The sequence below is a fragment of the Pseudomonas sp. GW821-FHT05H12 genome (assembly GCF_059419385.1).
On the sequence record NZ_JBWKRS010000003.1, the window covers coordinates 163,356 to 183,643 of the forward strand.

The window sequence follows — 20,288 nt, forward strand, 5'->3', positions numbered from 1 at the left end:
TCAACTCTGTGACGCAGCTTTGGGAAGGATGTCGTTGGCGACCATCTCGCCGAACGGGCTGACGTAACCGGCGCTTTTCGGCAGCTCGGGACGCTCGATGTCCAGGTGCGGGAACAGCAGTTCGGCCACCCGATACGATTCTTCCAGGTGGGGATAACCGGAGAAAATGAAGGTGTCGATGCCCAGCGCTGCGTATTCCTTGACCCGCGCCGCAACGGTTGGGCCATCGCCCACCAGCGCCGTGCCGGCACCACCGCGCACCAGGCCGACGCCTGCCCACAGGTTGGGGCTGACTTCGAGGTTGTCGCGATTGCCGCCGTGCAAGGCCGCCATGCGCTGCTGGCCGACGGAATCGAAGCGCGCCAGGGAGGCCTGGGCACGGGCGATGGTGTCGTCGTCCAAGTGGGAGATCAGTTTGTCAGCGGCTTTCCACGCCTCGTCGTTGGTTTCACGCACGATCACGTGCAGGCGAATGCCAAAGCGCACAGTGCGTCCCAACTTCGCGGCTTTTGCGCGTACCTGCTCGATTTTTTCCGCGACGGCTGCTGGTGGCTCGCCCCAGGTCAGCACCATTTCCACTTGCTCGGCCGCCAGGTCCTGGGCGGCTTCGGACGAGCCGCCGAAGTACAGCGGCGGACGCGGTTGCTGGATCGGTGGGTAGAGCAATTTCGCGCCTTTTACGCTGATGTGCTGGCCGTCGTAATCCACAGTTTCGCCTTCCAGCACACGGCGCCAGATACGGGTGAACTCCACCGAGGCCTGGTAACGCTCTTCGTGGCTGAGGAACAAGCCATCGCCGGCCAATTCTTCCGGATCACCGCCGGTCACCAGGTTGAACAGCGCACGGCCACCAGACAGGCGGTCCAGGGTTGCGGCCTGACGCGCCGCTACCGTCGGGGAAATGATCCCGGGGCGCAGGGCAACGAGGAATTTCAGACGCTGGGTCACCGGGATCAGCGAAGCGGCTACCAGCCACGAGTCCTCGCAGGAGCGGCCGGTAGGGATCAGCACCCCGCCGAAGCCCAGGCGGTCAGCGGCCTGGGCCACTTGCTGCAGGTAACCGTGGTCGACGGCGCGAGCGCCTTCGGCGGTGCCAAGGTAATGGCCGTCGCCGTGGGTAGGCAGGAACCAGAAAATATTGAGGCTCATGGAGTTGTCTCCTGAAGAAGTCGGATTACGGCGCTTTGGCAACGGCGGCGGGTGGCGTCCAGATGACGTCCTTGATATTCAAGGGTTTGGGGATAAGTTTGAGTTGGTAGAAGCTGTCGGCGATTTTTTGCTGGGCGGCGACCACTTCCGGGGTCAGGAACAGCGCGCCGTAGCCCTGGCGTTTCACCGAGGTCAAGGTGATGTCAGCCGGCAGGCCGAGCAGCGGGGCAACTTGTTCGGTGACTTCCTGTGGATTGGCTTTGGACCATTCGCCCACCGCGCGCACTTCTTCCACCAGTGCCTTGATCACTTCCGGGTGTTTTTCGGCGTAGGGTTTGGTTGCCAGGTAAAACTGGTGGTTGTCGGCAATGCCGGTGCCGTCACGCAGGGTGCGGGCTTGCAGCTGCTTCTCGGCAGCGGCCTGGTACGGGTCCCAGATCACCCAGGCGTCCACACTGCCACGCTCAAACGCGGCACGGGCATCGGCGGGCGGCAGGAATACGGTCTGCACGTCGGTGTATTTGAGGCCGGCGTCTTCCAGCGCACGTACCAGTAGGTAGTGCACGTTTGAGCCTTTGTTGAGTACGACTTTCTTGCCCTTGAGCTCGGCCACCGATTTGATCGGCGAGTCTTTGGGCACCAGGATCGCTTCGCTGGTCGGTGCTGGCGGTTCGTAGGCGACGTAGAGCAGGTCGGCACCGGCGGCCTGGGCGAATACCGGCGGTGTTTCGCCGGTGACGCCGAAGTCGATGGAGCCGACGTTCAGGCCTTCGAGCAGTTGCGGGCCACCAGGGAACTCGGTCCACTGCACGTTCACGCCTTGGGCAGCCAGGCGCTTTTCAAGCGTGCCCTTGGCCTTGAGCAGCACCAGGGTGCCGTATTTCTGATAACCGATCCGCAGGGTTTCGGCAGCGTGGGCTTGAACAATGGCGCCGAAGGACACAGCCGCAGCAAACAGTGCGACCAGACCACGACGCAAGATGACAGTGCGCATGGCGCTCTCTCCAAATAGTGCGTTTAGGGGGTTGGCTGCACCTGCTTGGCCGTTGGCGGCTGAGTAAGGTGAGTACTACAAAATCCGGTAAGGCTTAGATGCTCCAGCGAGCACTCAACAAACGTTCATTCAACACATGGGGGTCCAGCGGTTTCGGGCGACGGGCCATGGCGCTGTAGAAGGTTTCCAGGGCCTCGTGCAAACGGTGCTCAAGCACCGGCACCAATTGCGCCTGGGCACTGCCTTCGCCATAGGCGATCTGGCTGTCTTCGGCAAAGATGCCGTGGAGCAATTCCTGGGCTTTGAGCGCGGACAACACCGGCTTCAGGGCGTAGTCCACCGCCAGCATGTGGGCGATGCTGCCGCCTGTGGCCATCGGCAAGACGATCTTGTGGGCCAGGGCGCGTTCGGGCAGCAGGTCCAGCACGGTTTTCAGCGCCCCGGAGAACGAGGCCTTGTACACCGGCGTGGCGATCACCAGGCCATCGGCGTTGGCGACTTGCTGCAACAGGTCGATGACTTTGGGGCTGTCGAAGCGTGCGTGCAGCAAGTCTTCGGCCGGGAAGTCCCGTATCTGATAACTCACCACTTCCACGCCTTTTTGCTGTAGCCACTGACGGGTTTTATCCAGCAAGACCCCGGAGCGGGAACGCTGGCTGGGACTGCCTCCAAGTGTTACGACCAGCATGCAGGTATTCCTTGAGCAAGTGTCGGCGGTTCGCTGTGTGGCGATGTCGCCAAGATGGAACAGACCTTATCAGCACATTTATATATCTATAAATCTTATTTTTTCATTTGTTTATTCTTAAAGTGCATATGAGATTCAAGCATCTACAGGCGAAAAAAAAGGCCGTCGAAACGGCCTGAAAACCCCTGCTATGTGATTCGTCAGAAATATTGCTATCGCCGGCAAGCCGGCTCCTACAGGTGATCGCATTGTAGGAGCCGGCTTGCCGGCGATAGCGATCTCAGCGATTAGGCTGAGGGGTGAGCCGCAGGTACGGCTTCACCGCGCGGTAACCCTTTGGAAAGCGTTTCTTGATCTCTTCCTCATCCTTGAGCGACGGCACGATCACCACTTCATCACCGTCCTGCCAGTTGGCGGGCGTGGCGACCTTGTGGTTGTCGGTCAGCTGCAGCGAGTCGATGACCCGCAGGATTTCGTGGAAGTTGCGGCCGGTGCTGGCCGGGTAGGTGATGGTCAGGCGGATCTTCTTGTTCGGGTCGATCACGAACAAAGAACGCACGGTGAGGGTGTCACTGGCATTCGGGTGGATCAGGTCGTACAGGTCCGACACTTTGCGATCGGCATCGGCCAGGATCGGGAAGTTGACGACGGTGTTCTGGGTTTCGTTGATGTCTTCGATCCACTTGTGGTGTGAATCCACCGGGTCGACCGACAGGGCGATGGCCTTGACGCCACGCTTGGCAAATTCATCCTTGAGCTTGGCGGTAAAGCCCAGCTCCGTGGTGCACACCGGAGTGAAGTCCGCCGGGTGAGAGAACAGCACGCCCCAGCTATCGCCCAGCCATTCGTGGAAACGAATCTTGCCGGCGCTGGAATCCTGTTCAAAGTCGGGGGCGATGTCGCCCAGTCTTAGGCTCATGGTGTGGCTCCTGGTGAGTGCTTATGGAGCCCACTGTGCATGCATTGCGGATTATTTAAAAAGAATAAATATCGATTTATCTAGACGATAAAGGAATATTAAAAATCTGTTCACTGGACGCGGGAAAGGCCGAGGATCAACATCCATCACAAGGTTCGAGAAGGCCTTGAGACGCTGTACAAGAGGGGATTCGGGAAGGGCTTGCGGGGGTTGAGCCCGACTTGAAAGCAAGACACCTTGCCCGGCATTGCGCCGGGCAAGGTTTTACGCTCTTACTTGAACGCGTAGCTGTAGCTGACGATTACGCGGTTTTCGTCCTGGGAACGGGTGTTCACCAGGTCGGTACGCCACATAGCGTTCTTCCAGGCTACGCCGAGGTTTTTCAGCGGGCCTTCTGGAACAACGTAAGCCAGGGTCAAGTCGCGTTCCCATTCGGTTTTTTCACCGACGACGGTGTCGATGTTGCTGCCTTTGAGGTACACGACACCAGCAGTCAGGCCAGGTACGCCGACTTTAGCGAAGTCATAAGCGTAGCGAGCTTGCCAGGTACGCTCGCCGGCGCGGGCAAACTTCTGGATCTGCATGTCGGTGATGGTGCTGTTGGACGAGCCGTCACCTTGGTTCAACCAAGGGAAGTCGCTGTCGCCTTTGGTGTACTGGTAGCCAGCACCGAAGGTGTGACCAGCAACCGAGTACAACGCCAAGTAGCTGTACAGATCGTTGTCGACCTTGCCTTTAACCTTGGTGGCGTTGGTCGGGTGATCCGAGTAGTAACCGGAAGTGTAGTAGCCAGCTTCGTTACCGTTGGCGCCGTTGTCACGGCTACGGTAGTAGCGCAGGTCACTTTTCAGCACGCCTGGACCGATAGCCCAGTTGTGGACCAAGCCCAGGAAGTTCTGTGCGTAGAAGTCCTTCAGCTCGCCGTAGTAGTACGAAGCAGTCAGGTCTTTGGTGATTTTGTAGTCAGCACCGGCGTAGTAGAACTTGTTGACGAAGTTGCCTGCGTCGTAGTTCGAGCTACCGTTGGCGCCAGCCAGCGACAAGCCTTCGTTGTTGCTGGAGTTACGGCCCTTGGCGTGCTCGATCTGACCAGCAGTCAGGGTCAGGTCCTTGATCTCGTTCGAAGAGATCTCGCCGCCCTGGAAGGTTTGTGGCAGCAAACGACCGTCGTTGGTCTTGATGACCGGGTTGTTTGGTTGCAGGGTGCCGATTTTCAACACGGTCTGGGAAACCTTGACCTTACCGGTCACACCCAGGCTGGCGAAATCGTTGACGGCTTTGTTGCCATCGCTTGGGAACACAGTACCGCCAGAAGCAGTGCCGGTGTAGTTGCCGTGTTCGGCACGGCTGGAGTCCAGACGCACGCCGTACAGGCCGATAGCATCGAGACCGAAGCCTACGGTGCCTTGGGTGAAGCCGGAGATGAAGCGCAGGTCGAAGCCTTGGCCCCATTCAGCGTTTTTGCTAGCTGTGTTGGCAGCACCACCAGTCGTCCCGCGGTGTCCATCACGGTTATCAGTGTTGATGTAAAAGTTACGCAGACCCAGTGTTACTTTGCTGTCATCGATAAAACCAGCAGCGCTCACTTGCTGGGCAATGCCAGCGACGGCCACAGCCAGCGCCAATGTTGACTTCTTCATGTACCGCTCCTCTCATTTCTAATTTTTGTATTTCTAAGGTCTCGGGTCTGACGCCCTTGATCCACAGATGCGCGATTAGCGCCAGATAGTGACTACCAAGTCAATCGTAACCTTGTGTGTCTACTACCTTCGTCTAACCGCAGTTAATTTGGTCCCTGCAGGGTAATGAGTTTTTCATACACCCAAAAAGAATTGTTTCATTCTTTTTCATACGATCCAGGAATAAGGCTTTCCATGAAGCGAGCGAGTCAGCATAGACAAACCGCTCCATAAGCTAATTCCTAAAGGGTATTTACCAGCCTTTTTTTAGATCGATTAGTGTGGCCGTACTGTTGCATACGTCACCCACGATCAAAAAGGCGACGCCATCATGGCCAAACGCACATCCTCCCGTCAATTTGTTACAGTTTTTGTGTCACTAATACTTTCTTTTGGTGTCAAAGCGGCCGATTTAACCATCGGCTACCAAACCGGTATTGACCCCAGCAAAGTCCCCCAGGCCGACGGCCTCTATGAAAAGGCCATTGGCGAGAATATCGCCTGGCGCCGATTCAACAGTGGGCCTGAAGTCGTGACGGCCATCGCCTCCGGCGATGTACAGATCGGCAACCTGGGTTCCAGCCCGCTCGCAGCGGCGGCTTCACGCAATCTGCCGATCGTGGCGTTTATCGTATCGGCGCAGATCAATGCTTCTGAAGCCTTGGTAGTGCGCAACGGCAGCGGCATCGACACACCTCAGGACCTGGTCGGCAAAACCATCGCCACGCCTTTTGTCTCAACCTCTCATTACAGCCTGCTCGGCGCCCTGAAGCACTGGGGCCTGGACACTAAAAAAGTCAAAGTGGTGAACCTGCAACCGGCCGAAATCGCCGCCGCGTGGAAACGTGGCGATATTGACGGCGCGTTCGTGTGGTCGCCCGCCTTGGGCGAGATCCGCAAGACCGGCAAAACCCTGACAGACGCGGCCCAGGTGGGTCAGTGGGGTGCGCCCACCTTTGAAGTGTGGGTGGCTCGCAAGGATTTCGCCGAAAAACATCCTGACGTAGTGGCCAAGTTTGCCAAGGTCACCCTCGACTCATTCGCCGACTACGCCGCCCATAAAGACAGCTGGACGGTCGGTTCCGAGCCTGTGCAGAAAATCGCTAAATTGACAGGCTCCAACGCCGCCGACATTCCTGAGTTGCTGGCCGGCACCACATTCCCGGACGCCCAGGCGCAGCAAACCGATGCCCTGCTTAAAGGCGGCACGGCAAAGGCGATTGGGGAAACAGCGAAGTTCTTGAAGGAACAGGGGAAGGTTGAGACGGTACTGCCGGACTATTCGGCGTACGTAACTGACAAATTCATCAAGCCCTGACACAACACTTTGTAGGAGCCGGCTTGCCGGCGATGGCGTCCTTGAAAATGCCATCGCCGGCAAGCCGGCTCCTACACAATTGTGGGTTACAAAGCCTTTTCGAAAATCTTCGAGTTACGCTGGTAGTTGTACAGCGACGCCCGCGCCGACGGCAGGCGGTCCACGCTGCTCGGCTCAAAACCACGCTCACGGAACCAGTGGGCGGTACGAGTGGTGAGAACGAACAAGGTTTTCAAACCCTGCGCCCGCGCCCGGGTCTCGATGCGCTCCAGCAACACATCACCCCGCGCACCATGACGGTACTCCGGGTTGACCGCCAGGCACGCCAGCTCGCCCGCGTCCGAATCCGCGATCTGATACAGCGCCGCACAGGCGATGATCATGCCTTCGCGCTCCACCACGCTGAATTGTTCGATCTCACGCTCCAGCACTTCCCGCGAGCGACGCACCAGGATGCCCTGCTCTTCCAGCGGGCTGATCAGATCGAGCAAACCACCGACATCTTCAATCGCCGCTTCGCGTACCTGCTCGAATTGTTCCTGGGCCACCAGCGTACCGCCGCCGTCCCGGGTAAACAGCTCGGTGAGCAAAGCACCGTCTTCGGCGTAGCTCACGATGTGGCTGCGCCCTACCCCGCCCCGGCACGCCTCGGCTGCCGCGTCCAACAGTTCGGCTTGATAGTTGCTGCCCAGGCGCTGCAGGTGCGCCGGCACTTGTTGCGGGCGCAACTCGCGCACCAGACGACCATGTTCATCAATCAGGCCTAAATCGGCGCCGAACAGCAGCAGTTTGTCGGCGCCCAGGTCGATGGCGGCGCGCGTGGCGACGTCTTCGCAGGCCAGGTTGAAAATCTCACCGGTAGGCGAATAACCCAGAGGCGACAACAGCACGATGGAGCGTTCATCCAGCAGGCGATTGATGCCCTTGCGGTCGACCCGACGCACTTCGCCGGTGTGGTGGTAGTCCACCCCTTCAAGTACGCCGATCGGCCGCGCCGTCACCAAGTTGCCGCTGGCCACCCGCAGGCGCGAGCCCTGCATTGGCGAGGAGGCCATGTCCATGGACAGGCGCGCTTCAATGGCAATCCGCAAGTGGCCGACCGCGTCGATCACACACTCCAGCGTTGCGGCATCGGTGATGCGCAACCCTTCGTGGTAAGCCGGGGTCAGGCCGCGTGCTTCAAGACGGGTTTCGATCTGTGGGCGCGAGCCATGGACCAGCACCAGCCGCACGCCCAGGCTGTGGAGCAACACCAGGTCGTGGACGATATTGCCGAAGTTGGGGTGTTCCACACCGTCGCCCGGGAGCATGACCACAAAGGTGCAGTCGCGGTGGGCATTGATGTAGGGCGAAGCGTGACGAAGCCAATTTACGTAGTCGGGCATAACACCTGGGCCTGTAATAAAAAGCAGCCGAAAAGGATGAATCGTGAAAGCGCACAGCGGGCTGATGGTTATCGTCGGAACAGGCTTGGCGACACGCTCACTCTCCTTTCTATGTACGAACAGGTTGGGGTTAATTTATGCGGGTTTCAGGCAGTAGTGTTCGATCAGTTCCCGCAATAGACGCACTGTAGGCGTCAAGCGTGACATTTCGAGGTACTCGCCCGGCTGATGGGCACAGGCGATGTCGCCAGGGCCAAGCACCAGGGTTTCACACCCAAGGCGCTGAAGATAAGGCGCTTCGGTGCCGAACGCTACTGCTTCGGCACGATGACCGGTCAAACGTTCAGCCACACGCACCAGTTCGGCGTCTTCGGGCTGTTCGAACGGGGGCACTTCGGGGAACAACGGCGCGTAGTCGATCTTGACCTGATGACGCTCGGCCAAGGGTTGCAGCTTCTGCCGGATCGCATCGCGTAGCACCTGGGGGTCCATGCCCGGCAGGGGGCGCAGGTCGAATTCCAGGGAACACTGGCCGCAGATACGGTTGGGGTTGTCGCCACCGTGGATACAACCGAAATTCATGGTCGGCTGGGGTACGCTGAATTGCGGGTTACGGTACTCGCGCTGCCAGGCCAGGCGCAGGCCGCGCAGTTCGCCGATGGCGTCGTGCATGGCTTCAAGTGCGCTGTGGCCCAGGCTCGGATCCGACGAATGGCCACTCTGGCCCAGAATGTCGATGCGTTCCATCATCACGCCCTTGTGCAGGCGGATCGGCTTGAGGCCGGTAGGCTCGCCGATCACCGCCGCACGCCCCAGTGGCCGCCCCGCCTCAGCCAGCGCACGGGCGCCGGACATGGAGCTTTCTTCATCACAGGTGGCGAGGATCAACAGCGGTTGCTTGAACGGTTGGTCCAGCAGCGGCAACACCGCTTCGATGGCCAGGGCGAAAAAGCCCTTCATGTCGCAACTGCCCAGTCCTACCCAGCGGCCGTCCACTTCCGTCAGCTTGAGCGGATCGGTCTTCCACAGCGCGGCGTCGTAAGGAACCGTATCGCTGTGGCCTGCCAACACCAGCCCACCCGGGCCGCTGCCAAAACTGGCCAGCAGGTTGAACTTGCCAGGGCTGACCTGCTGGATATCGATGGCAAAACCCAGGTCGCCCAGCCAACTGGCGAGCAAATCGATCACCGGGCGGTTGGTCTGGTCGAGAGACGCCTGGGTGCAACTGACCGACGGCGCAGCAATCAGCGCGGCAAACTGCTCTTTCATGGACGGTAATGGCATGCGCGGTCTCTCAACTTCCCGGATGAGCCCCACTATAGAGCCATCTGCACGACACAATAAACCGTTGCGGCGCGTTGCCGGGCTCAGTCCTGTACACTGCACGACCTTGGCAGCCACTCTTTTCCCCGGCTGCGCTCCCGATCCTGGATGTTCCGGCCATGCAAAAAGAAACCGAAATCAAGCTCCGCGTCAGCCGCGAAACACTCGCCGCGCTGCGCGAGCACCCGCTACTGAAAAAACGCAACAAAAGTGGCTGGGAACGCCGTGAGTTGATGAACCAGTATTTCGACACCCCCGAGCGCGACCTGGCCCAGGCCAAAGTCGCCCTGCGCCTGCGCAAGGACGGTGACGACATCATCCAGACCCTCAAGACCCGTGGCCAGAGCGTCGCCGGCTTGTCGGAACGCAACGAGTACAACTGGGACCTGCCCAAAGCCAAGCTCGACGTGAAGAAGCTGGACGGCGAATGCTGGCCCGAGCAACTGGCCGAGCTGGACAAAAAGACCCTTAAGCCGATCTTCACCACCGACTTCGTGCGTGAGCGCGCCGAAATCGCCTGGGGCCGTGGCAAGGCCAAGGTGGTTATCGAAGCGGCCTTGGACCTGGGCCACGTGGTGGTCGGCAAGCAGAAAGAAGAAATCTGCGAGCTGGAGCTGGAATTGCGTGAAGGCGAACCGGCTGCCCTGCTGGAACTGGCCGCCGAACTGGCCGCCACCCTGGCCCTGATGCCCTGCGACATCAGCAAGGCCGAGCGCGGCTACCGCCTGTACGACGCCAGCAGCTACTCCCTGAGCCTGCCGGCACCTGAGCTGCACGCCGAAATGCCGCTGGACGACGCTTTCGCCGCCATCATGTGGCACCTGCTCGGCAGCAGCCAGCGCCTGGCCGAACAATACCGTTTCAATGGCCACTGGCGCCTGCTGAAGGACTGGGTCGACAACCTGGGCGAACTGCGCGCCCTGGTCGGCAGCCTCGGTCAAGCTGCACCTCGTCAGTCCACCAGTGAACTGCGCAGCGCACTGGATGCCCTGCTGGAAGACTGGCGCCCGCTGGTGCAAGCCGGTGACGACGACGAAGACATCCGCAAAGCCGCGCCTGAGCAATTCATCGAAGAATTGGACGACGTGCGTTGGGGCCTGTTCTCGCTGAACGCTTCCCGCTGGTTGCTGGCCCGTAGCTGGACCGCCGACCGCAACGTGCGTGGCAATCGCCAGGGCGCTGCACAAATCACCAACTGGCTGCCGCGCCTGCTGGCAGACGACGCCGTCGCCCTGCAACTGCCGCGCTACCAGCAGCAGCCGGAAGACCTGGCCGAGCAACTGCCACGTATCGAACGCATTCAGGCCTGGCTGCACCATGCGCGCCATGTGGTGGACATTCCGGAGCTGGACCGTTTGTACGGCGAGCTGAACAAGTTGGCGCAACTGGCCAACCAGCTGATCACCGATGAGTCGCTGGATGCGCGGATGCATCAGGCGATTGCGGTGTACCAGAACCGGGCCTGGAAGACCCTGCTGCGTCTGTAAAATCGCTATCGCCGGCAAGCCGGCTCCTACAGGGATTGGGTTTACCGTGTAGGAGCCCGCTTGCGGGCGATAGGGCCCAGCCTGTCAGCGCAACACTGGCAGGCTCGTGGTGGACTTGATCTCCGACAGCGCCACAATCGAATTGACCTCCTGGATCCCCGGCACCATCGACAGTTTCTCAAAGAAAAACCGCTCGTACGCCTCGATATCCGCCGTCACGATGCGCAGCAGAAAATCCACCGCCCCCATCAGCACATAGCACTCCAGCACTTCCGGAAAACCGCGAATCGCCTCGGTGAATTCAGTGAAGTTGGACCGACCGTGGGCGTTGAGTTTGACCTCGGCGAAGATCTGCGTGTTGAGGCCGATCTTCTTGCGATCAAGCAAGGTCACCTGGCCACGGATCACCCCCTCCTCCTTGAGCCGCTGGATACGCCGCCAGCACGGCGATTGAGACAGGCCCACCTGCTCGGCGATCTGCGCACTGGACAGCGAGGCGTCCTCTTGCAGCAGGGCCAGGATGCGACGGTCGTAGGCGTCCAGCTCGCTATGCATAAAAATACCTTTGATTGCCGACATATTGAATTGAGTGATTCATATAGCGGCCAATATGGCCGATCTTAGATAAGAAATCTCCCGTGCCGAATGTAAAAATTTCTCCAGTCGAATCTGGAGAGTCAGCATGCACGCCGTCGAAACCATCCACCCCGCCACCCGCGTCGATGCGTGGGCCGTCAACAGCGCGCATTGCCAGGCGCATTACCGCATCGTCGCCGAAGCTGAGCCGGACGTGCTGTGCCGCGTGCTCAACTATTTTGCACTGCAGTTCCTGACGCCCAGCCAGGTCCAGGTGAACCGCGAGGACGACCTACTGAGCGTGGATATCGTGATGAATGGCCTAAGCTGGCACCGGGCCCAGGTGATCGGTGAAAAGATTCGAAATGTGATCAGCGTGTGCAGCCTGGAACTGTGGGCAGCTGATTCCGCGGAGCCTCAAGAGCGGGTAGCCGTCGCGCTGTAAAAGCCTGCAATACAAGCCGGGAGGCGCTGAGTCAGGGGCTGACTAGCCTTGGGATTACGCCCCAAGCCAGCCCAGGAAGCCTGCAATGCCCGTTGATCAACCTTTGGAACTGCATCGGCTGTTACCCGCCATGATCGACAGCGGCGTGATAACACCCGAAACCGCCCGGCAGTTGTCTGCGCTACCCGCCAACAATGCGTTGCATCCCTTGGAGTGCATTGCAGCACAGGGGCCTTGCCTGGAAACCCTGACGCAATGGCTTGCTCGGCACGTTGGGCAGCCTTATCTGCGCATCGACCCGTTGAAGATCGACGCGGCGACCGTGGTGCCATTGATGTCCCACGCTTTCGCTTTACGCCACACCATTCTCGCGGTGGCCGTGGACGCGCACACCGTGACCATCGCCAGCGCCCAGCCCGGCATCACCGCCTGGGAAGCCGGCCTGGCACAGGTGCTCAAGCGCTCGATCAAACGCGTGGTCGCCAACCCCCAGGACATACAGCGCTGCATCGGCGAGTTTTACCGCTTGGCCAAATCGGTCAGCGGTGCCGATCAAAAGCCCGCTGTGCCTGGCACTGCCGAACTGCTCAACCTCGGCGTCCACGACAAGGAGCCGGATGCCAATGACGCGCACATCGTCAATATTGTCGACTGGCTACTGCAATACGCCTTCGGCCAGCGGGCCAGCGATATCCACATCGAACCCTGCCGCGATCAGGGCCGCGTGCGTTTTCGCATCGATGGGTTATTGCATGATGTCTACCAATTCCCGCCCCAAGTCACCATGGCCGTGGTCAGCCGCCTCAAAAGCCTGGGCCGGATGAATGTGGCAGAAAAGCGCAAACCCCAGGATGGGCGAGTCAAGACCAAGAGCCCCACAGGCACCGAGGTGGAACTGCGCCTGTCCACCTTGCCCACTGCGTTTGGCGAAAAACTGGTGATGCGCATTTTCGACCCACAGGTCCTGCTCAAGGATTTTGACCAGTTGGGTTTGTCTACCGATGACCAACAACGCTGGCACGCCATGACTCGGCAGGCCAATGGCATCATCCTCGTCACCGGGCCAACGGGGTCGGGCAAGACCAGCACCCTCTACACCACGCTCAAGCAACTGGCGACCCGCGAGGTCAACCTGTGCACGGTGGAAGACCCGATCGAAATGGTCGAGCCCGCCTTCAACCAGATGCAGGTACAGCACAACATCGACCTGACCTTCGCCAGCGGCATTCGCGCCCTGCTGCGACAAGACCCGGACATCATCATGATCGGGGAGATTCGTGATCAGGAAACCGCAGAAATGGCGATCCAGGCCGCACTGACCGGGCATTTGGTGCTGTCGACCCTGCACACCAACGATGCCCCCAGCGCCATCAGTCGCTTGCAAGAGCTGGGAATTGCTCATTATTTAATCAAGGCTACGCTGATAGGCGTGATGGCGCAGCGGCTGGTGAGGGTGTTGTGCCCTCACTGCAAACGCGCTGTGAAAGACACTGAAGCCCATGAGGCGGTCGGGTGCGCGGAGTGTCGTGACAGTGGCTACCGGGGCCGGGCCGGCCTCTATGAAATCATGGTGGTGGACGAAGCGCTCAAGGGCTTTATCACGCCCGGTGCCGATATACAGGCGCTGCGCCGCGCGGCGCTTGAACAAGGCATGTGCAGCCTGCGCATGGCCGGTATCGACAAGATGAATGCCGGCCTTACCACCCTGGCTGAAGTCTTGCGCGTAACGCCTGGGGATTCAGAAACAAATCCTTTGATTGTCGGGGCATGAAACCGTCCTTATCCGTGACGAGACCGTTACAATCGGCCGAACGTCGTTTCACTGACACTTTCAGATAGGGAATCGTTATGCAGATCGGAACCGTACTGCTTCTTTTTGTGGGCCTGGCCGTGGCCATCCTGTTCATGGGCTTCAAGGTGGTGCCGCAGGGCTACCAGTGGACCGTCGAACGTTTCGGTCGCTACACCAACACCCTCAAGCCCGGCCTCAACATCATCATCCCGGTCATGGACCGCATCGGCCGCAAGATCAACGTGATGGAGAGCGTGCTGGATATTCCGCCACAGGAAGTCATCACCGCCGACAACGCTACCGTGCAGATCGATGCCGTGTGCTTCTTCCAGGTGGTCAACACCGCCCAGGCCGCCTACGAGGTCAATAACCTCGAACATGCCATCCGCAACCTGCTGCAAACCAACATCCGTACCGTGCTGGGGTCCATGGAGCTGGACGCCATGCTCAGCCAGCGCGACGGCATCAACGAAAAACTGCTGAAAACCGTGGATGAAGCCACCGCGCCGTGGGGCATCAAGATCACCCGTATCGAGATCAAGGACATCAGCCCGCCTGCCGACCTGATGGCCGCCATGTCCGGCCAGATGAAAGCCGAACGGATCAAGCGTGCGCAGATTCTGGAAGCCGAAGGCCTGCGCGCCTCGGCGATCCTGACCGCCGAAGGCAAGAAGCAGGCACAGATCCTTGAGGCTGAAGGTAGCCGACAGGCGGCTTTCCTTGAATCCGAAGCCCGTGAACGCCAGGCCGAAGCGGAAGCTCGCGCGACGCAGGTCGTGTCGGAAGCCATCGCGTCGGGCAACGTGCAGGCGGTCAACTACTTCGTGGCGCAGAAATACATCGACGCCCTGGGCAAGCTGGCGTCAGCCAACAACAGCAAGGTCATCCTGATGCCGCTGGACGCCAGCCAGGTGATTGGCGCCGTGGGCGGCATCGGCGAGATCGTCAAGGCCACCTTCGACAGCAAGAAAGGCTGAGGCCATGTGGGAATTCCTGCAGCACTTGTCGTTCTGGGACTGGCTGGCACTGGGCACGGTGCTGCTGATCCTGGAGGTATTCGGCGCTGGCGGCTACCTGCTGTGGATGGGTATCGCGGCGGCCGCGGTGGGCGTGATCAAGTTCCTGGTGCCGCCGCTTGGGCTGGAATGGCAACTGCTGTTGTTCGCGGTGCTGTCGATATTGACGGCCGTGTATTGGTGGAAACGCCAACGCAGCAGCGCAAAGGCCAGCGACCAGCCGGGGCTGAACGAACGCGGCTCGGAACTGGTGGGGCGTGTCTTTGTGGTGCACCAGGCGATCGTCGATGGCCGGGGCAAGATAAAAGTCGGTGATGGGGTGTGGATGGCAACCGGTCCGGACAGCCCTGTAGGCGCTCAAGTACGGGTGATTGGTCAGAATGGCGTGGTTTTAACAGTTGAAACTGTTTAGTCAGTGATGGAACTCGGCTGGGCTTACTACAATCATAAAGTACAGATAACCCACCCGGAGTCACCCATCATGCGTCTTAAATATGCTGTCGCAACCCTCGCTGTGCTTTCCCTCCCTGTCGGTTCAGCCATGGCCGACAGCTTCTGGCGCAATGTCATCTCTTCGGGCGCCACCACCGGCTCGACGTACCTGACCTTCAAGGACCACAAGCTGGTGGTCGCCGCCCAAGACGACGCCGGCAGCTTCGTTGCCAGCGACGGCGGCATTCGTGGCCCGTACCTGGAAGCAGCCATGCAGAAGGTTCGCGCTGACAATCCGGGCCTGCAAGCCACGGATATGGAATTGGCCAACGCCATCCTCGCGAAAAATGCTGTGGCCGAGTAACAAACGCCCCATAAAAAATGCCGCTTATTCAAGCGGCATTTTTTTGTCCGTAACATGACGATTCGTTCACGGGCGACAGGCTATATTCAGTCGAGCCGTGTAACCATGCCGGTACTGATACGTCCCTCACTCATCGCCAATCTGAAACGGATGCCTTCGTCGTTATGAGCCAACTGCCCTTTCTGCCGTTTTCCAAACCTACCATTGATGAAGCCACCATCTCGGCGGTCGGCGATGTATTGCGCTCAGGCTGGATCACCAGCGGTCCCAAAGTGCAGGCCTTCGAGGCACAGTTGTCGGAATACTTTGGTGGGCGCCCGGTGCGCACGTTCAACTCAGGCACCTGCACCATGGAAATTGCCCTGCGCATTGCGGGCATCGGCCCTGGCGATGAAGTGATCACCACGCCGATTTCCTGGGTTGCCACGGCCAACGTGATTCTGGAAGTGGGCGCCACGCCCGTGTTTGCCGATATCGACCCTGTCACCCGCAATATCGACCTGGCTCAGGTAGAGGCGGCAATCACCCCGCGCACCAAGGCAATCATTCCGGTGTACCTGGCGGGCCTGCCGCTGGACATGCCGATGCTTTACGCCCTGGCCAACAAGTACAACCTGCGCATCGTAGAAGACGCTGCCCAAGCCCTGGGTTCCAGTTGGGATGGCGAGCGCATTGGCGCGACCGGCGACTTCGTGTCGTTCAGCTTCCAGGCCAACAAGAACATCACCTCGTCGGAAGGTGGCTGCCTGGTGTTGAATAACGCCGAAGAAGCCCGCCTGGCAGAGAAATATCGCCTGCAGGGCGTTACCCGCACCGGCTTCGATGGCCTGGACGTGGACGTGCTGGGCGGCAAGTTCAACATGACCGACATCGCCGCCGCCATTGGCCTGGGTCAGTTCGCTCATATCGAAAAGATCACCGCTCACCGCCAGAACCTGGCGCGACACTACTTCAAATGCTTCGGCAGTGACTTCGAAGAGCAATACGGCGCGCAACTGCCGCCCGCAGATTTCGAAAACAGCAACTGGCACCTGTTCCAACTGGTACTGCCGGAACGTCAGGATGGCCTGCCTGCCCGCGCCACCTTCATGGAGCAGATGCAAGCTCACGGCGTGGGTATTGGCTACCACTACCCGCCGATCCACCTGCTGAGCCTTTATCGGGCACAGGGGTTCAAGGAAGGCATGTTCCCGGTCGCGGAGAAGGTGGGGCGTTTGATCGTGTCGTTGCCGATGTTTACGGCGATGACAGAGGCTGATGTGGAGCGGTCGGTGGCGGCCGTAAAAGCGGTATTGAAACGCTGACCCTGTAGGAGCCGGCTTGCCGACGATGAGGCCCTCAAGCATTGCAGCGAACTTGAGGCCGCCATCGCCGGCAAGCCGGCTCCTACAGTAGATTGCGGTGTTACTCGCCGATGGCGGCTTTGTAGCCGGCTGCATCCAGCAGTTTTTCCAGGTCAGCCGGGTTGCTCGGCTTGAGCTTGAAGATCCACGCACCGTAAGGGTCGGAGTTCAACAGCTCAGGGCTACCGCTCAGCTCTTCGTTGACAGCAATTACTTCGCCAGCAATTGGTGCGTAGATATCCGAAGCAGCCTTTACCGACTCAACCACACCCGCCTGGCCTTCAGCCTCAAACTGAGCGCCGACTTCGGCCAATTCAACAAACACCACGTCACCCAACGCTTCCTGGGCATGGTCGGAGATACCGACGGTCACTGTTCCGTCAGCTTCCAGACGGGCCCATTCGTGACTTTCGGCAAAACGCAGGTCGGCAGGGATATCGCTCATAGTCTGTGTCCTCAAGAAGAAATGTCAGCGGCCTTTGGCCTGCCGGAAATAGGTTAGATCAGGGTTTTGCCATGGCGTACGAAGGTCGGTTTGACCACTCGAACCGGGTACCACTTGCCGCGGATTTCCACTTCGGCCCGATCGGCAGTTGCCGTCGGTACGCGCGCCAGGGCAATGGATTTGCTCAGCGTAGGAGAGAAACTACCACTGGTGATCTCCCCTTCGCCAACATTGGCGATGCGAACCACTTGGTGGGCACGTAGAACGCCACGTTCTTCCAGTACCAGCCCTACCAGTTTGAACTGTACCCCGGCCGCTTTTTCCGCTTCCAGCGCGGCACGGCCGATGAAGTCTCGCTCGACGGGTTCCCAGGCGATGCTCCAGGCCATATTCGCCGCCAGCGGTGAAACATCCTGGTGAATGTCCTGGCCGTACAGGTTCATGCCGGCTTCCAGGCGCAGTGTATCGCGCGCCCCAAGACCAATGGGTGAAATGCCAGCACCCACCAGGTCGTTGAAAAAACCAGGGGCCTGATCGGCAGGCAGTACGATTTCCAGCCCGTCTTCGCCGGTGTAGCCCGTACGGGCAATAAACCAGTCGCCGTCGGCCTGGCCCTCGAAAGGCTTGAGCTGGTGGATCAGGGTGCTACGCGATTGGGTGACCAGCTCGGCGATTTTCTGCCGGGCGTGGGGGCCTTGAATGGCGAGCATGGCCAATTCGGGCCGCTCGTGCAGTTGCACCTGGTAGCTGCCCAGTTGCGCCTGCATCCAGGCCATGTCCTGGTCGCGGGTGGCCGCGTTAACCACCAGTCGGTAACCGTCGTCGGTTCGGTAGACGATCATGTCATCCACCACGCCGCCCTGCTCGTTGAGCATGGCGCTGTAGAGCGCACGGCCGCAGCCATGCAAACGATCCACATCATTGGCCAGCAAGTGCTGGAGCCATTCCTTGGCCTGGGGGCCTGTGACATCGATCACGGTCATATGAGATACATCGAACACCCCGCAGTCGCGTCGCACCTGATGGTGTTCTTCAACTTGCGAGCCGTAGTGCAGAGGCATATCCCAACCGCCAAAATCGACCATTTTCGCGCCGAGGGCGAGATGCAGGTCATACAAAGGCGTACGCTGTCCCATGGGTTTCTCCTTCCGGGCTTGGCGAAGGTGCGCAGGGTTGCCGTTTGCGCTGGACACTTCTGATTACAAGGCCTGCAGCCACACACAGCGACCCGATCCGAAAGACGGACCGCACCGAATGCCGCGCATTGTAGCCGCAAGCCGTAGGACTGGCACCTAACCGATTTGCCGTGCAGAGCGACGGATCAGCCCGATCACCGGCAACAGGCCCACCAGCACCAGCGTCAGCGCCGGTAGTGAGGCCCTCGCCCACTCGCCTTCGCTGGTCATTTCAAAGATGCGAACCGCCAGGGTGTCCCAGCCAAACGGGCGCATCAGCAAGGTAGCGGGCATTTCCTTGAGTACGTCCACGAACACCAGCAACGCGGCGCTCAGGGTCCCCGGCAGCAATAACGGCAGATACACTTTGCAAAACAGTCGTGGCCCACTCACGCCAAGGCTGCGCGCGGCTTCCGGTAATGACGGCCGGATGCGCGCCAGGCTGTTTTCCAGCGGCCCATAGGCCACCGCCAGGAAGCGCACTAGATACGCCAGTACCAGCGCCGACAGGCTGCCCAGCAACAGCGGCTTGCCTGCACCACCGAGCCAACCGGACAGCGGCACCACCAGCTCACGGTCCAGGTAACTGAACGCCAGCATGATCGACACGGCCAGCACCGAGCCCGGCAAGGCATAACCGACGTTGGCCAAGCTGATGCCGGAGCGTATCGCCCGGGTCGGTGCCAGGCGGTTGGCAAAGGCCAGTATCAACGCCACGCTGACCGTGATCAGCGCGGCAATCCCGCCCAGGTACAGGGTGTGAAGGATCAGGCCCGAATAGCGTTCATCCAGGTCGAACCGGCCGCGCTGCCAGAACCAGGCCACCAGTTGTACCATCGGAATGACAAAGGCACAGGCGAATACCAGGCCGCACCAGGTGCTCGCCGCAGCAGCCTTGAACCCGTGCAGGTGATACAACGCCTTGCCCCGTGGCCGCTCATTGCTCGGCCGGCTGGCCCCTCGGGCACGGCGTTCGCCATAGAGCACCAGCATCACCACCAGCAGCAACAGGCTGGCCAACTGTGCCGCACTCGACAGGCTGAAAAAGCCGTACCAGGTCTTGTAGATGGCCGTGGTGAACGTATCGAAGTTGAACACCGAAACCGCGCCGAAATCCGCCAGGGTCTCCATCAAGGCCAAGGCCACGCCGGCTCCGATGGCGGGCCGTGCCATGGGTAGGGCCACGTGCCAGAACGCTCGCCACGGCGATTGCCCAAGCACCCGTGCCGCTTCCATCAAGCCTTTGCCCTGGGCCAGGAACGCCGTGCGCGCCAGCAGGTAGACGTAGGGGTAGAACACCAGCACCAGCACGATGATCACGCCGCTGGTGGATCGCACCCGTGGCAGGCGCAGACCGGTGCCGAACCATTCGCGCAACAGGGTTTGCACAGGGCCGGCAAAGTCCAGCAGGCCGACGAAGACAAACGCCAGCACATAGGCCGGGATGGCGAACGGCAGCATCAATGCCCAATCGAGCCAGCGCCGACCGGGGAATTCGCAGAGGCTGGTAAGCCAGGCCAGGCTGACGCCGAGGAGGGTCACGCCGACGCCGACGCCAAGCACCAACGTCAGGGTGTTGTCCAGCAGGCGCGGCATCTGGGTGTCCCAGAGGTGGGACCAGATCTGTGGGTCGATGCTTTGCCAGGACAGCAACAGCACGCTCAGCGGCAGCAGCACCAGGGCGGCGACGGTGAAGACCGGCAGGTACCAGCGGCGTTGGGCGGGGTGGGCCAAGGAAAAGCTCTCAGAATTATGAAG

General features: G+C 60.1%; 19 protein-coding genes. 8 read left to right on the plus strand and 11 right to left on the minus strand.

The genetic code is table 11. From position 1 onward, the window contains the following. From ssuD to AC07SU_RS04075, 5 genes are all read right to left on the minus strand, one after another. The gene (gene ssuD / locus AC07SU_RS04055) at positions 1 to 1,149 is read right to left on the minus strand and encodes an FMNH2-dependent alkanesulfonate monooxygenase (protein ID WP_071485087.1); all 1,149 of its coding nucleotides are present in this window, start codon (positions 1,147 to 1,149) and stop codon (positions 1 to 3) included. Positions 1,150 to 1,174: 25 nt separating this feature from the next. Then, positions 1,175 to 2,143 carry a sulfonate ABC transporter substrate-binding protein gene (locus AC07SU_RS04060; RefSeq protein ID WP_494996273.1) on the minus strand — a complete coding sequence of 323 codons (969 nt, stop codon included), beginning with the start codon at positions 2,141 to 2,143 and terminating at the stop codon, positions 1,175 to 1,177. A 94-nt stretch (positions 2,144 to 2,237) separates the two neighbouring features. Then, the gene (gene ssuE, locus AC07SU_RS04065) at positions 2,238 to 2,831 is read right to left on the minus strand and encodes an NADPH-dependent FMN reductase (protein ID WP_176996843.1); all 594 of its coding nucleotides are present in this window, start codon (positions 2,829 to 2,831) and stop codon (positions 2,238 to 2,240) included. 280 nt (positions 2,832 to 3,111) lie between these two features. Beyond that, positions 3,112 to 3,750: a peroxiredoxin gene (locus tag AC07SU_RS04070; protein WP_003195267.1), complete on the minus strand. Its 639-nt coding sequence runs from the start codon at positions 3,748 to 3,750 to the stop codon at positions 3,112 to 3,114. A 272-nt stretch (positions 3,751 to 4,022) separates the two neighbouring features. After that, positions 4,023 to 5,390: an OprD family porin gene (locus AC07SU_RS04075; protein WP_494996274.1), complete on the minus strand. Its 1,368-nt coding sequence runs from the start codon at positions 5,388 to 5,390 to the stop codon at positions 4,023 to 4,025. 370 nt (positions 5,391 to 5,760) lie between these two features. On the opposite strand from AC07SU_RS04075, the gene tauA reads away from it, so the two are divergent. After that, positions 5,761 to 6,747 carry a taurine ABC transporter substrate-binding protein gene (gene tauA, locus AC07SU_RS04080; RefSeq protein ID WP_494996275.1) on the plus strand — a complete coding sequence of 329 codons (987 nt, stop codon included), beginning with the start codon at positions 5,761 to 5,763 and terminating at the stop codon, positions 6,745 to 6,747. 86 nt (positions 6,748 to 6,833) lie between these two features. Here tauA and argA read toward each other — a convergent pair whose 3' ends face one another. Next, positions 6,834 to 8,132: an amino-acid N-acetyltransferase gene (gene argA / locus AC07SU_RS04085; protein WP_176996847.1), complete on the minus strand. Its 1,299-nt coding sequence runs from the start codon at positions 8,130 to 8,132 to the stop codon at positions 6,834 to 6,836. A gap of 135 nt (positions 8,133 to 8,267) precedes the next feature. Further along, entirely contained in the window at positions 8,268 to 9,416 is a 1,149-nt protein-coding gene (gene argE, locus AC07SU_RS04090) for an acetylornithine deacetylase (RefSeq protein WP_494996276.1), read from the minus strand. A 158-nt stretch (positions 9,417 to 9,574) separates the two neighbouring features. Between argE and AC07SU_RS04095 the strand changes: the two genes are divergently transcribed. Then, on the plus strand, positions 9,575 to 10,942 hold the full coding sequence (locus AC07SU_RS04095) for a CYTH domain-containing protein (protein WP_494996277.1): 1,368 nt from the start codon (positions 9,575 to 9,577) through the stop codon (positions 10,940 to 10,942). 84 nt (positions 10,943 to 11,026) lie between these two features. On the opposite strand, the gene AC07SU_RS04100 is transcribed toward AC07SU_RS04095, so the two are convergent. Further along, on the minus strand, positions 11,027 to 11,497 hold the full coding sequence (locus tag AC07SU_RS04100; protein WP_007928270.1) for an Lrp/AsnC family transcriptional regulator: 471 nt from the start codon (positions 11,495 to 11,497) through the stop codon (positions 11,027 to 11,029). Between the two features lie 127 nt (positions 11,498 to 11,624). Here AC07SU_RS04100 and AC07SU_RS04105 point away from each other — a divergent pair, with 127 nt between their 5' ends. The 6 genes from AC07SU_RS04105 (at position 11,625) to AC07SU_RS04130 (ending at position 16,871) form a co-directional block, all read left to right on the plus strand. Further along, complete coding sequence (locus tag AC07SU_RS04105) at positions 11,625 to 11,963, plus strand: ACT-like domain-containing protein (protein ID WP_494996278.1); 339 nt, start codon at positions 11,625 to 11,627, stop codon at positions 11,961 to 11,963. 85 nt (positions 11,964 to 12,048) lie between these two features. Further along, the gene (locus tag AC07SU_RS04110; RefSeq protein ID WP_494996279.1) at positions 12,049 to 13,734 is read left to right on the plus strand and encodes a GspE/PulE family protein; all 1,686 of its coding nucleotides are present in this window, start codon (positions 12,049 to 12,051) and stop codon (positions 13,732 to 13,734) included. 77 nt (positions 13,735 to 13,811) lie between these two features. Next, the gene (locus tag AC07SU_RS04115) at positions 13,812 to 14,732 is read left to right on the plus strand and encodes an SPFH domain-containing protein (protein ID WP_176996852.1); all 921 of its coding nucleotides are present in this window, start codon (positions 13,812 to 13,814) and stop codon (positions 14,730 to 14,732) included. 4 nt (positions 14,733 to 14,736) lie between these two features. Further along, positions 14,737 to 15,183 carry an NfeD family protein gene (locus tag AC07SU_RS04120; RefSeq protein ID WP_176996853.1) on the plus strand — a complete coding sequence of 149 codons (447 nt, stop codon included), beginning with the start codon at positions 14,737 to 14,739 and terminating at the stop codon, positions 15,181 to 15,183. A gap of 69 nt (positions 15,184 to 15,252) precedes the next feature. Further along, on the plus strand, positions 15,253 to 15,567 hold the full coding sequence (locus tag AC07SU_RS04125) for a DUF2388 domain-containing protein (RefSeq protein ID WP_021492636.1): 315 nt from the start codon (positions 15,253 to 15,255) through the stop codon (positions 15,565 to 15,567). Between the two features lie 164 nt (positions 15,568 to 15,731). Continuing rightward, a complete protein-coding gene (locus AC07SU_RS04130) occupies positions 15,732 to 16,871 on the plus strand; it encodes a DegT/DnrJ/EryC1/StrS family aminotransferase (RefSeq protein ID WP_178919961.1) in 1,140 nt (379 codons plus the stop codon). 100 nt (positions 16,872 to 16,971) lie between these two features. On the opposite strand, the gene gcvH is transcribed toward AC07SU_RS04130, so the two are convergent. From gcvH to AC07SU_RS04145, 3 genes are all read right to left on the minus strand, one after another. After that, a complete protein-coding gene (gcvH, locus tag AC07SU_RS04135; protein ID WP_176996855.1) occupies positions 16,972 to 17,355 on the minus strand; it encodes a glycine cleavage system protein GcvH in 384 nt (127 codons plus the stop codon). 53 nt (positions 17,356 to 17,408) lie between these two features. Beyond that, positions 17,409 to 18,491 carry a glycine cleavage system aminomethyltransferase GcvT gene (gcvT, locus tag AC07SU_RS04140; RefSeq protein WP_176996856.1) on the minus strand — a complete coding sequence of 361 codons (1,083 nt, stop codon included), beginning with the start codon at positions 18,489 to 18,491 and terminating at the stop codon, positions 17,409 to 17,411. A gap of 156 nt (positions 18,492 to 18,647) precedes the next feature. Beyond that, positions 18,648 to 20,264 carry an ABC transporter permease gene (locus AC07SU_RS04145; RefSeq protein ID WP_176996857.1) on the minus strand — a complete coding sequence of 539 codons (1,617 nt, stop codon included), beginning with the start codon at positions 20,262 to 20,264 and terminating at the stop codon, positions 18,648 to 18,650. Positions 20,265 to 20,288 lie beyond the last annotated feature (24 nt).

Bases quoted from the DNA above. Each gene is read 5' to 3' on its own strand.
- AC07SU_RS04060 (WP_494996273.1), bottom strand. From the start codon at position 2,143: ATGCGCACTGTCATCTTGCGTCGTGGTCTGGTCGCACTGTTTGCTGCG.
- tauA (WP_494996275.1), top strand. From the start codon at position 5,761: ATGGCCAAACGCACATCCTCCCGTCAATTTGTTACAGTTTTTGTGTCA.
- AC07SU_RS04070 (WP_003195267.1), bottom strand. From the start codon at position 3,750: ATGAGCCTAAGACTGGGCGACATCGCCCCCGACTTTGAACAGGATTCC.
- AC07SU_RS04105 (WP_494996278.1), top strand. From the start codon at position 11,625: ATGCACGCCGTCGAAACCATCCACCCCGCCACCCGCGTCGATGCGTGG.
- argE (WP_494996276.1), bottom strand. From the start codon at position 9,416: ATGCCATTACCGTCCATGAAAGAGCAGTTTGCCGCGCTGATTGCTGCG.
- argA (WP_176996847.1), bottom strand. From the start codon at position 8,132: ATGCCCGACTACGTAAATTGGCTTCGTCACGCTTCGCCCTACATCAAT.
- AC07SU_RS04130 (WP_178919961.1), top strand. From the start codon at position 15,732: ATGAGCCAACTGCCCTTTCTGCCGTTTTCCAAACCTACCATTGATGAA.
- AC07SU_RS04095 (WP_494996277.1), top strand. From the start codon at position 9,575: ATGCAAAAAGAAACCGAAATCAAGCTCCGCGTCAGCCGCGAAACACTC.
- ssuD (WP_071485087.1), bottom strand. From the start codon at position 1,149: ATGAGCCTCAATATTTTCTGGTTCCTGCCTACCCACGGCGACGGCCAT.
- AC07SU_RS04075 (WP_494996274.1), bottom strand. From the start codon at position 5,390: ATGAAGAAGTCAACATTGGCGCTGGCTGTGGCCGTCGCTGGCATTGCC.
- AC07SU_RS04100 (WP_007928270.1), bottom strand. From the start codon at position 11,497: ATGCATAGCGAGCTGGACGCCTACGACCGTCGCATCCTGGCCCTGCTG.
- AC07SU_RS04125 (WP_021492636.1), top strand. From the start codon at position 15,253: ATGCGTCTTAAATATGCTGTCGCAACCCTCGCTGTGCTTTCCCTCCCT.
- gcvH (WP_176996855.1), bottom strand. From the start codon at position 17,355: ATGAGCGATATCCCTGCCGACCTGCGTTTTGCCGAAAGTCACGAATGG.
- AC07SU_RS04115 (WP_176996852.1), top strand. From the start codon at position 13,812: ATGCAGATCGGAACCGTACTGCTTCTTTTTGTGGGCCTGGCCGTGGCC.
- AC07SU_RS04120 (WP_176996853.1), top strand. From the start codon at position 14,737: ATGTGGGAATTCCTGCAGCACTTGTCGTTCTGGGACTGGCTGGCACTG.
- ssuE (WP_176996843.1), bottom strand. From the start codon at position 2,831: ATGCTGGTCGTAACACTTGGAGGCAGTCCCAGCCAGCGTTCCCGCTCC.
- AC07SU_RS04110 (WP_494996279.1), top strand. From the start codon at position 12,049: ATGCCCGTTGATCAACCTTTGGAACTGCATCGGCTGTTACCCGCCATG.
- gcvT (WP_176996856.1), bottom strand. From the start codon at position 18,491: ATGGGACAGCGTACGCCTTTGTATGACCTGCATCTCGCCCTCGGCGCG.